Raw genomic sequence first — 11,788 nt, 5'->3', positions numbered from 1 at the left:
TAATTATATTGTCTATAAATAAAAAAGAAAAATCATCAGATTGCGCTTAGCTTTACATATTATTTTAGATATAAAAACTCCCTTTACAGTTTTGTTTAAAATTAAAACTTATAAAGGGAGCTTTCTGCATTTTAGTTTTGTGATTTGATATATATTTTAATATACACTAATAATTATATAGCATATATTATTTACCTATAAACATTTGTGTCCAATAAATTGTACCTTTAGAATCCTTAGCTATACCGACACCTAATTCAGTAAAGTTAGCGCTAAGTATATTAGCTCTGTGACCTGAAGAATTCATCCAAGAGTTCATAACCTCACTAGGAGTTTTTTGACCTTTTGCTATATTTTCTCCTGCAGCTTTATAACTTATACCAAATGACTTCATCATATCGAATGGAGAGCCATAAGTAGGCGATGTATGGTCAAAATACCCTTTATTTATCATATCTTGTGATTTTATTGTTGCCACATTTGATAACTCTTTATTTAGAGTAAGTGGTTTTAATCCATTTGATTTTCTTTCTTTGTTTACTATTTCTAATACTTCTAATTGTTCCTTTGTGAAATCTGAATTTGTAGTATCGTTTGAGTTATTGTCATTTGAATTATTGTCATCAGTTTGATCATATAAACACCTCATTTTTTTATTATTCTTAATTTGTTACTTTTTTGTAACCTTTAAGATATAAGCCCCCTTACGCCTATTAATACTAACATACTTTTTTAAGTTTTTTGTATGTAAAATTATGTAAACCTATTATAAAATCATCTCTAAACCATATTATTACTAGAATACAGCTATATTATATTTTTTTAGATATAAACAAAAAAACTCTTTAATAGATTAATTTATCACTACTAAAGAGAGTTTTTGACATTTTTGTGTATTTTCATAAATTATTATATATTCATCAACTCTTTAAAACGTTTGACCTTGCTTCTACTAACTGTAATTTCATATTTTTCATCGTTCAGTTTAAGTAAATAAGTATTATTAAACCAAGGTATTACTTCTTCTACCTTTAACAAATTAACTAAATAAGATCTATGGCATTTAAAAAAGTTATCGCTGTTTATCATTTTTTCCACATCAGATATACATTCTCTTATATGGTATTCCTCATCTTTAGTGTAAATATATGTATATCTCTCCTTTGCTTCACAGTAATAAATATCGTCAATATCCACTATATATATTTTACTGTCCTTCCATAGACTTATTTTATTAGACACTTTATTTGATACAGAATTTTTAGTTTCTTTTTTTCCTTTGTTTTCAAGCTTATTATCGCTGTTACAAGCATTTTGTAACTTATGCAACATAGATATTATTCTCTCTTCTGAATAAGGCTTTAATATATAGTCAAATATATCTAAATTAAATGCCTCTACAGCGTAATTTTCATATGCTGTTATAAAAACTATTTTTGGTTTTTTCTCAAATTTATTTATAGTCTTAGCCAATAGCATTCCATCTAATTTAGGTATATTTATATCTAAAAATATAGCATCTACATTATTTTCTTGTATAAAGCTCAATACATCTAATCCATTGTCAAATTCTCCTACTATATCTATATCTGTGTTATTTTCAACAAAATATCTCAATTCTTTTCTAGCTGGAAATTCATCTTCAACTATTATCGCCTTCATAACATCTACCCCCATACGTAAAATTCAATTAAAGTTCCTCTATCTAATTTTTTAATTTCTAACCCTTTATGATAATAAAGCTTAATCCTCAAATGCACATTGTAAAGACCTATCTTGTTTTCTGGCATATTGCCACTGTATAAGTTATCAATTATTTTTTGTTCAATACCCACTCCATTATCTTCAACACTTATTTTTACTTTTGAATCTAAATTTTTTACAGATATTTTAATTTGTCCTTCACTTTTATTATCCATAGGCAAAATTCCATGAATAATCGCATTTTCAACTAACGGCTGAATAATCAAGCTAGGTATTTTTACATCTGTTTTATCTATATCATATACGATATTTAAAGAATTTCCAAATCTAGCCTGCTCTATATCTATATACGACCTTACCTGCTCCATTTCTTTTCCTATATCTATCAAACTATCATTAAACTCCAGGTTATGTCTGAGGTAAGTCGATAAACTTATAATTAAATCTCTCGCCTTTCGAGGATCAAATCTTATAAAAGATGCTATTGTATTTAACGCATTGAATATAAAATGTGGGTTTATCTGTCTTTGAAGAGCTGACATTTCAGCCTTTTTCCTATCTTCTATATCTTTTTTATCCTTTTCTATAGTATTTACAATAGATACCATAAATCCTATTCCAAGCTGCCCTGCTATTAATGGCAAATAAATGGTATGTATAATATCTAGTGCTAGGTCTGTAGGCTTAGATAAAAAATAAATTAAAATTATAGTTATATTTTCTGAAATCATCCCCACTAAAATTCCATAAATTCCTCTAAGCTTCATAGGAATTTTCTTGTAGAACAATCCAGAAAGAATTCCCGCGCAAATACTAGATATAAAACACGGAATAGCCGTCATACTCTCAGGATACATTAAAAATCTATGCAGACCAGATATAATTCCAGCTGGAATACTTACAAAAGGTCCAAACAATATCCCACCAGATACAATAGTTATAATTCTAGTATTTAAAATTGAACCCTTGTAAACTACACCATTGTAAGTACCTAATATAGAAAGCAACGTAAATATAAAAGCTATTACAAATAAATCCTTTTTATCGTATTTTTCCTTTTCAAATATGCTCTTAAAAATTTTAAGTTTACTAATTAATAAAAATAATACCACAATTAAACTCGTTTTTTCCAACAATATCATTAAATAACTTTCTTTCATAAAAAACTCTCCTACTATACTTCTAATAATATTTATAACTATTCATTATTAAAAAAGCCTACATTCAACGATGTAGACTTTTCTAGTATATCATATATTTTAAATTATAAATTTATGGAGTCTTATTTTAATTTATGAGTTTATCTATTAATTGTATAATTTTCCTGGATTTAATATATTTTTAGGGTCAAATGCAACTTTTATACCCTTTAATAAATTTATATAAGTTTCACTTTTAGATTCTACAAAGTAAGGACTCTTAGCATATCCTACACCGTGTTCACCTGAAACTTCACCGTTTAATTCTCTAGCCTTTGCAAACATTAAATCAAATGTTTTGTCAAGTCTTTCATGCCATGTTTTATCGTCTAAATCGTCTTTATGTGGATAAACATGTAGGTTACCATCGCCAGCATGTCCGAAGCTCTTTATTCTAAGACCTACTTCATCTTGTATATCGTGTGTAAATCTAACGAATTCTGCAACCTTATCTCTTGGAACGACAACGTCACATTCATCTATTTCACTGCTAGCTTTGAAGGCTTCAAGGAAAGCCCCTCTTGCAGACCAAATTGATTCATTTCTTTCGTCTGTATCTGCTATTAATACATCGTATGCTCCACATTCTAGGCAAAGCTTAGCTACGTTTTCGTATTCTCTTTCTATTTCTTCAGTTGAGTTACCATCGAATTTTAATAGTAAGTAAGCATTTGAAGAGTTATCTGGGAATTTTTTACCTAAGAATTCTTCAGCTCCAACTATTGCTTCTCTTTCCATAAATTCTATAGCAGTTGGTATAGATTTTGATTTTATTATTTTAGGTACTGTATCTATAGCAAGTGCTAAGTCTGGGAATGGGATTAATAAACTTATTGCTTTTTTAGGTAATGGAAGTAATTTTAATATTGCTTTAGTTACTACAGCAAGTTGTCCTTCTGATCCTACTATTAAATCTTTTAATGCAAATCCAGAAGAGTTTTTAACTACTTTTCCACCTACATTTATTATTTCACCATTTGGAAGTACACATTCTAATCCTCTTACATAATCTCTTGTAACTCCGTATTTAACAGCTCTCATTCCACCTGCATTAGTGTTTATATTGCCACCTATAGCAGCACTTTTTTCACCTGGATCTGGTGGGTAGAATAAGTCATGTTCTTCTACGTATTGTGCTATAGTCATTAAAAGAACTCCTGGTTCAACTGTTACAGTTAAGTTTTCTTCATCTAATTCTAATATTTTATCCATCTTAGTTAAGCATAACATTATACCCCCGTAAAGAGCAACTGATGCTCCACAAAGTCCAGTACCTTGTCCTCTAGGTGTTACCGGTATGTTATTTTCATAAGCATATTTCATTATTTTTGAAACTTGTTCTGTAGTATGGACAAATACTAATACTTCAGGATATTTTATTTGTCCAGCTAATTCATCATGAGCATAATCTTCGCTTATGTCATCCCCTACTATTACATCTTCTTTATCTAATATGCTTAGTAAAAAATCTATATCTTTTTGATCTATCTTTTTGTACATTTTCATTTACCCCCTATTTTGCCACTTGTGCTACTTTTTCTTTAGTTTCTTTTTTTATAGCTTTTATTTTTTCTGTTAATTTAGGTATTATTTCATATATGTCTCCTATAATACCTAAGTGAGCCACGTCAAATATAGGTGCTTTATCATCTTGGTTTATAGCTATTATATAATCAGAACCCTTCATACCAGCAACAAATTGTACTGCTCCTGATACACCACAAGTTATTATTAATTTTGGTTTTACAGTTCTACCACTAAGTCCTATTTGTCTTCTTGGATCTACCCATCCACATTCTATAGTAGGTCTAGTTCCAGCTATTTGAGCTCCAAGTGCATCTGCTAAATCGTAAAGCATTTTTAAATCTTCTTCTTTTTTGAAGGCTCTAGATGCTACAACTATTACTTCAGCTTCTTCTATTCCTACTACTTTATTTTTTATTTTAGTTTCTAATACTTTTATTTTAGATTCTAATTTATCTTTTGCTACAGAGCATAAAGTAACTTTTCCTGTAGAATTTTCAACCTTTTCTGGTATATTAAATATTTTATATCTAACTGTTGCAAATTGTGGTCTACTATTTGGAGTATTTATATGAGCCATTATATTACCACCAAATGCTGGTCTTATTTGGTCTAAATCTGTGTTTTCTTGTATATCAAGTATTGTACAGTCTGCAGTAAGTCCAGTTCTAAAACGAGCTGCAAGTCTTGGGGCTAATGATCTACCTAATGTAGTACCACCAACTAATATTATAGATGGTTTATTATTATTTATATAATCTTCTAAAGCTGCTGTATAAGGTTCTATTCTAAATTTATCATATTCTTCATCATCGTATACAAATACTTCATTTACACCATAATCTAATAGAGTTTGGCATTTATCTTTTATATTGTTTCCTATGAATACACAGTTAACTGGATGATTTATTTTAGCTGCAAGTTCACGAGCTTTTCCTATTAGTTCATAAGTAACTGGATGTATTTCTCCATCGTTATGGTCTACATAAACTGTTATACCCTTCCATTCATCTTTGTTTATTTGAACTACTTCATCATCTTCGAATATAAATGCACCCTTAGGTCCTTTTTTAACGCACATTTTACACATTTTACATGCTGCATTTATTTCTATTTTTCCGTCTACTTCTTCCATCGCTTCAAATGGACATATTTTTAAGACTTCTTCTATATTATCTATTTTATCTTGATTGATTACTATCTTTGCCATTTTGTTCTCCCCCTAAAACTTAAAGTATTTTTAAATCTACTATCTTATTAAATAATGTTTCAGTAAGTTCATCAGAATTTCCATGAACTATATCTTTATCAGTATTTGGTTCTGGTGGGAAAATTCTTATTACTTGTGTTGCTGAACCATTAAGTCCGTAATGTTTTTCATCAGTGTCATCCATGTCTTTTAATGTTATCATTGGTATTTCTTTGTCTTTAGTTTCCATTTTTAATTTAAAAGATGGAAGTCTTGGTTGGAATATATCTTTTTCAACAGTTATTAAACAAGGATAACTTATTTCACATACTTCTAAAGTTGTTGGAAGATCTGTTTCAACTACTATAGATTCTTCTCCTACTTCTATTATTTTAGTTACGTTTGTAACGTGTGGTATATTTAAAAATTCTGCTATTTCTGGTCCAACTTGTGCTGTATCACCATCTGTTGTTTGTTTACCACATATTATTAAATCTGGGTTTCCTATTTTCTTTATACCTTGTGCTAGAGTATAAGCAGTTGCAAGTACATCTGCACCACCGAATTTTCTATCACTTACTATAGCACCTTCATCTACACCCATTGAAAAGCTTTCACTTATAACCTTTTTAGCTTGTGGTGGCCCCATAGTTATTGTTTTAAGTATTGCACCATTTTCTTTTTTTATTTTTAAAGCAGTTTCAAGTGCAAATAAATCATAAGGATTCATTTTTGAATCTACACCATCTCTTTTTAATACTCCTGTAACTGGATCTACTTCTACTTCTGATGTTCCAGGAACTTGTTTAACACATATTACTATTTCCATATTGTACCCCTCCATTATTTAACTATTACAGAAACTCCGTCTGGTATTACTACTACCTTAGCATCATCACCTTTTATTTCATAGGCAAGTTTTAATGCTTCATCGAAATTATAAGCGTGTTTCATATGCATATTTTTTATCATTTGTGGATCACACTCATCTGTAACCATTATTACTGTATATTTTTCTAATATTCTTGCTAATATTTGAAATTCCCATTGATCAGGAACTGTATCGCCTTTTGCTACGCTTCTTACTCTTTCTAGTATTTCACTAGGTGAAGACGCACCCGCTATATTATCATAAAAAGATTGTCCACCATGTCCATCGTTACAAGCGGCAATCATTATGATTACGCCACCTTCTTTACATGTAGCTTCTGCAGCTGTCATTCCTTTAACTGCTTGGTATATATTTTGGTCTAAAGGATATCCTCCATTTGTACTTACTGCTATATCAGCAGGTACCTTATCTATTTTTGATAATTCAGTTACAAAATCGCATCCAACTTTATGTGCTTCTTCTACATCACCTGCAAAAGATGCTATTACTTTTTTATCTTGATCTATGACAACGTTTACTATAAAAGCAAGCTTAGCTGTTTTGGCTGCATAAACCATGTCTTTATGTATAGGATTATCTGCAAGTATTCCTGTTCTAGCGTTATCACTATCTATAAATTCACTACAATGGTTGTACATTATAGTTTTTGCTGATGCTATCCCTGGCAATATACTCTTTCTACCTCCAGAAAATCCTGCGAAGAAATGAGGTTCTATAAATCCTTCAGCTATTAATAAATCAGCTTCGAAAGCTACTTTATTTAAATAGAAATCTCCTCCAGAAGGTAGGACACCTGCTTTTACCATTTGTGAATCATCAGTTGATATATGCATCACTATTTCTTCATTTTCAACTATTTCTTCACCCATTTTAAATATTAATTCTTCTTTTGTTGTAGGTCTGTGGAAACCATTAGCTATTAATATTTTTATTTTTGCATCCTTATTTACACTTCTTATTCTTCTAAGAATTATCGGCATTGTAATTTTACTTGGCACTGGTCTAGTATGGTCACTAGTTATTATTACTATGTTTTTCTTGCCAACTGCTAATTCTTCTAATTTTTTAGATCCTATTGGATTGTCCATAGAATCCTCAACTAATTGTGATTCATTTTTGTCTGGTTTAAAATCATGCGCCTTTGATGTAAGCACCTTTAGAAGATTTTTATCTTCTATATTTAAATCCATACCTGTTTTTGAATAAGGTACATGTATTGTCGCCATATTCTTTTCCTCCATATTTTTTATAATTATTCCCTTAAAATTTATAATTTTTTTATACTCTATATTATCTTTTAAACTAATTACATCAAAGCAAGTAGTCCTCCTCCAAAATATACTATAAGTCCTAATATAACTACATATCCTAGACAATATTTAACTGTTGTAGATAATATCTTACCTTCGCTGCCTATAAGTCCTGTAGCGGATGTTGCTATAGCTATACTTTGTGGAGAAATCATTTTCCCCGCTGTCGCACCAGCAGTATTTGCAGCTGCTATCCAATAAGGATCTATTGATAAAGATTTAGCTGCTTCTGTTTGTAATGCTCCAAATAATATATTGGCTGAAGTATCACTACCTGTAACAAATGTTCCTATTGCTCCTAAAAGTGGAGATATCAATGGGTAAAAGCTTCCTGTTACAGCACATAATCCAAAAGAGATTGAACCTGTCATACCGCTATGTGACATTATCTTTGATATTGCAACTATAGACATTATAGTTATAAATGAAGTTTTAAGCTGTATAACTGTTCTTTTAAATACATCTAACATATATCCTACTTTTAACTTTTGAATTAATCCAGCTATAAATGTAGCTATTATTATCATCATACCTGGAGTATTTATCCATGTAAAGCCTGTTGTTGAGCTTGGATCTCCTGTGTATATATGTATATTACTGCTTGCTTTTGCTAATAATTGATTTATACTTGGTACTAAAGGACTTGCTATAAGTATCAATGCACAAAGAAGTATATATGGTAACCATGCTAATATTCCTTCCTTTAAAGTAACCTTATCTTCTTCCTTAGTTTCCACCTTTTTCTTATCCATAAGTTTTGCCATTACTATGGTACATGCCATAGAACAAATACTTGCTACTAACGCTGGTAAATCTGCTCCTAAATATTTAGCTATAAATATTTGAGGTATAGCAAACGTTATTCCTGATACCAAAGTTATACCAAATACCCCTTTTAGAGCTTTAATACTTTTTTCAGTAAGTATTACTAATAAAAAAGGTATTAAAACTATAAATCCTGCTAATTGAATCGATGTAACATAGCTTAAATGAACTACTTCTAGTCCTGTTACTGTAGCAAGTGTTGTAACTGGAATTCCAAGTGCACCAAATGCAGTCGGAACTGTATTTGCTAATAAACATATAACTGCTGCGAATAATGGATTAAATCCCAATGAAGCCAATATACTAGCTGGTATAGCAACTGCTGTACCATATCCTGCAACCGCTTCCAAGAAACCGCCAAATCCCCACGCTAATATTAAAACTTGGATTCTCTTATCTGTTGTTATACTTGACAACATTTTCTTTATGACATCCATTGTTTTTGTCTCAACAGCTAAATTATAAGTAAATAATGCTGCCACTATTACTAAGAGTATCGGCCAAAGAGCTATTGCCATACCTTCTACGGTAGCTGTAATTCCATCTAAAAATTTCATCTTCCAAAAGATTATAGCAATAGCCAAGGTTAATATTACTGTGAAAGAACAAGTTTTATGCGCCGGCATCTTTAATAAACCTAAAGATACTATAAGCCATAAAACTGGAATCATTGCAATTCCAAATAACATGTAATCATTCATTAAATTTATCCTCCCTGTATTACTGGTCGTTCCAGTAGTGGTCTGTGGTATTACCACTTATGTTTTAATAATAGTATAAATTTTTTTTCAAATCAACAATTGTTTATTTATTAACATCATTTTAAATATAAAAATTTTTTTGAAAATAAAAAAAAATTATACCATTGGAAAATTAGAAGGATTTTTTAACTCTCTGAAGTTGTGTTTTTTTAACTACTTCACAGCATTTTCCATTACATATTCCATGTGTTCTCTCATGGCTTCTACCGCCATATCTTGATTTTTTTTGATAATAGATTCACAAATCTTTTTATGCTGAATCAGTAAGCTTTTATTTGCCTGTTCTGAATCGAATAAAATTATTTTGTATCTAGCATCTTCTATAAATTTTTCAAATAAATTAGATATAGTCGAGAATAAACTCTCAATAAGGTAATTTTTGGTCATATCAGATAGAGTATTGTGAAATTTTTTATCTAGTTCCACCAAAATTTCATATCTATTTTCGCCAAAAGTTTCTTGTTCCATTTCTTCTACAACGCTTAAAAGCTCTCTACAATCCATATCAGTCGCTCTTATAGCTGATAATCTAGCACATTCTATCTCTAAAATACTTCTAAGCTCATATATATCGCTGAAGCTACCGTTGTTTAATTTAAACATCATAGATAGAGGTTGCAATAAAGACTTTTCTATATTAGAGCATATGAAGTTTCCTTCACCTTGTCTACTTTCTATTACTCCCATTGTTTCAAGCACTCTAAGAGCTTCTCTTATAGAAGTTCTACTGACACCCATCTTTTCTGATAGCTCTCTTTCTGATGGAAGCTTATCTCCTTTTTTAAAAAGACCTTCCATTATGTTATTTTGAATTTGTTCTATTACTTGTTCGTAAACTTTTTTATTTGAAATATTATTAAACATTTTTCTTATCCTCTCTATTCTTATATTATTATTATAGTTTTTTTTAAATAATATAGCAAATAATATTTTTATATATAAATATAATTTTATTTTATATTTAGGATTTTATTTTAATCATATTTTTTTACTATTAAAAATATAATAAATTATAATATTAAAAGCAAGGTGAAAATATGAAATTAAAAAAAATAATAATTTTTTTTGCGCCTAAATTAATAGTATGCTTTATTATTTTAGGAATAATACTCGCGCCTAAAACAGCAATAAAAGCCGCAAAAGAGGGAATCTCTATTTGGATAAATATCCTAATGCCGTCTCTTCTACCATTTGTTATAGGAGCTAATTTGATAACTTCATTAAAAATTGTGGACATTCTCGGAATAGTAATTAATCCTCTAACTCAAAAAATTTTTAATGTAAGCGGTAAATCTGGACTTATTTTTGCTATATCCATGGTATCTGGATATCCTGTTGGCTCAAAATTTGCAAGTGACTTCAGATTAGAAAACAAAATCTCAAAATACGAGGGACAGCGATTAGTATCCTTCTGCTCTACTTCTGGTCCACTATTTATTATCGGAAGCGTAGGTACTGGCATGCTTAAAAATCCAAAAATCGGCTATTTAATGCTTCTTTGCCACTATTTAGCTGCATTATCAGTCGGAATACTCTTTAGAAATTACGGCAAAGAAAAAAAATCACCCTCTAACAACAGTATTTTAAGCGATATCAACAAGATAATATACAGCAGCTCAAAATCAGAGGATTTTTTTGTTTCTTTTGGAAAAGCAGTCGTAAACGGAGTAAATACACTTCTTACAATAGGTGGCTTTGTAATTATGTTTTCTGTCTTTTTTGAAATACTTTATCATTTTAAAATAATCGATTTTATATCTTACTTTTTATGTATTTTTTTAACACCGTTTAAAATTACACCTGACATAATAGGTGCATTTATAAGTGGGCTATTTGAGATGACTATAGGATGTAATAATTTAAGCCAAATAAACAATATCTCCTATACACTTTTAATTCCGCTTTGCAGTTTTTTAATAGCATTTAGTGGATTATCTATCCTAGCTCAATGCTCTAGCTTCATAGGAAAAACCGATATGAAGGTGAGCTTGTACATATTTTCAAAGTTTTTACATGGACTTTTTGCAGGTATTTTTACTTATGTATTTTTACAATTTCACAAAACGTGTTCAGTATCTAATATTTTTATAGATAAAAATACCAATTATACCTATTACGATTTTTATATCGATCACTTCACTCCTATATTGATAATAATTATTATAATTTATTTATTTACCTATCTAAGAGAGTTATCGTCTTAAATCATAGAGACCTATGAAAAAATTATTGAATATACTTCATAGGTCTCTATTTTTATAATAAATACTATCTTATTTTTTCTCAAATTTTATTCTATTTATAAAGAATATAGATAAAATAGAAAATATCAATATAAATAATATTAAAATTCCCCATAACTGAATTACATGACCTGATGTATA

Annotated in this window: 10 protein-coding genes; 1 reads left to right on the top strand and 9 read right to left on the bottom strand. The window is 29.6% G+C overall.

Features of this window, described 5'->3' with window-relative positions:
* Nucleotides 1-187: 187 nt before the first annotated feature.
* From SPD90_RS04515 to SPD90_RS04475, 9 genes are all read right to left on the bottom strand, one after another.
* On the bottom strand, nt 188-649 hold the full coding sequence (locus tag SPD90_RS04515; RefSeq protein ID WP_331680511.1) for a CAP domain-containing protein: 462 nt from the start codon (nt 647-649) through the stop codon (nt 188-190).
* A gap of 260 nt (nt 650-909) precedes the next feature.
* Complete coding sequence (locus SPD90_RS04510; protein WP_320625664.1) at nt 910-1,662, bottom strand: LytR/AlgR family response regulator transcription factor; 753 nt, start codon at nt 1,660-1,662, stop codon at nt 910-912.
* A 5-nt stretch (nt 1,663-1,667) separates the two neighbouring features.
* Nucleotides 1,668-2,864 (bottom strand): sensor histidine kinase, encoded by a 1,197-nt coding sequence (locus SPD90_RS04505; RefSeq protein WP_320625665.1) that lies wholly within the window; start codon nt 2,862-2,864, stop codon nt 1,668-1,670.
* A gap of 147 nt (nt 2,865-3,011) precedes the next feature.
* Nucleotides 3,012-4,403 carry an FAD-binding oxidoreductase gene (locus tag SPD90_RS04500; RefSeq protein WP_320924439.1) on the bottom strand — a complete coding sequence of 464 codons (1,392 nt, stop codon included), beginning with the start codon at nt 4,401-4,403 and terminating at the stop codon, nt 3,012-3,014.
* Nucleotides 4,404-4,416: 13 nt separating this feature from the next.
* Nucleotides 4,417-5,637: an electron transfer flavoprotein subunit alpha gene (locus tag SPD90_RS04495; RefSeq protein ID WP_320924438.1), complete on the bottom strand. Its 1,221-nt coding sequence runs from the start codon at nt 5,635-5,637 to the stop codon at nt 4,417-4,419.
* 19 nt (nt 5,638-5,656) lie between these two features.
* Entirely contained in the window at nt 5,657-6,445 is a 789-nt protein-coding gene (locus SPD90_RS04490; RefSeq protein WP_320625668.1) for an electron transfer flavoprotein subunit beta/FixA family protein, read from the bottom strand.
* 14 nt (nt 6,446-6,459) lie between these two features.
* Nucleotides 6,460-7,734 carry a nickel-dependent lactate racemase gene (gene larA / locus SPD90_RS04485; RefSeq protein WP_320625669.1) on the bottom strand — a complete coding sequence of 425 codons (1,275 nt, stop codon included), beginning with the start codon at nt 7,732-7,734 and terminating at the stop codon, nt 6,460-6,462.
* An 80-nt stretch (nt 7,735-7,814) separates the two neighbouring features.
* A complete protein-coding gene (locus SPD90_RS04480; protein WP_290692926.1) occupies nt 7,815-9,344 on the bottom strand; it encodes an L-lactate permease in 1,530 nt (509 codons plus the stop codon).
* 213 nt (nt 9,345-9,557) lie between these two features.
* Nucleotides 9,558-10,268: a FadR/GntR family transcriptional regulator gene (locus SPD90_RS04475; protein ID WP_320625670.1), complete on the bottom strand. Its 711-nt coding sequence runs from the start codon at nt 10,266-10,268 to the stop codon at nt 9,558-9,560.
* Nucleotides 10,269-10,441: 173 nt separating this feature from the next.
* Here SPD90_RS04475 and SPD90_RS04470 point away from each other — a divergent pair, with 173 nt between their 5' ends.
* Nucleotides 10,442-11,608, top strand: a complete 1,167-nt coding sequence (locus SPD90_RS04470; RefSeq protein ID WP_320625671.1) for a sporulation integral membrane protein YlbJ — start codon at nt 10,442-10,444, stop codon at nt 11,606-11,608.
* The last annotated feature ends 180 nt before the right edge of the window (nt 11,609-11,788 follow it).

Source organism: Intestinibacter sp., assembly GCF_034113885.1.
Lineage (GTDB): Bacteria > Bacillota > Clostridia > Peptostreptococcales > Peptostreptococcaceae > Intestinibacter.
This window is presented reverse-complemented; position numbering and strand designations above follow the sequence as displayed.

Coding starts and splice junctions, on each gene's coding strand:
- SPD90_RS04470 (WP_320625671.1), top strand. CDS start 10,442: ATGAAATTAAAAAAAATAATAATTTTTTTTGCGCCTAAATTAATAGTA.
- SPD90_RS04490 (WP_320625668.1), bottom strand. CDS start 6,445: ATGGAAATAGTAATATGTGTTAAACAAGTTCCTGGAACATCAGAAGTA.
- SPD90_RS04515 (WP_331680511.1), bottom strand. CDS start 649: ATGAGGTGTTTATATGATCAAACTGATGACAATAATTCAAATGACAAT.
- SPD90_RS04510 (WP_320625664.1), bottom strand. CDS start 1,662: ATGAAGGCGATAATAGTTGAAGATGAATTTCCAGCTAGAAAAGAATTG.
- SPD90_RS04495 (WP_320924438.1), bottom strand. CDS start 5,637: ATGGCAAAGATAGTAATCAATCAAGATAAAATAGATAATATAGAAGAA.
- SPD90_RS04475 (WP_320625670.1), bottom strand. CDS start 10,268: ATGTTTAATAATATTTCAAATAAAAAAGTTTACGAACAAGTAATAGAA.
- larA (WP_320625669.1), bottom strand. CDS start 7,734: ATGGCGACAATACATGTACCTTATTCAAAAACAGGTATGGATTTAAAT.
- SPD90_RS04505 (WP_320625665.1), bottom strand. CDS start 2,864: ATGAAAGAAAGTTATTTAATGATATTGTTGGAAAAAACGAGTTTAATT.
- SPD90_RS04500 (WP_320924439.1), bottom strand. CDS start 4,403: ATGTACAAAAAGATAGATCAAAAAGATATAGATTTTTTACTAAGCATA.
- SPD90_RS04480 (WP_290692926.1), bottom strand. CDS start 9,344: ATGAATGATTACATGTTATTTGGAATTGCAATGATTCCAGTTTTATGG.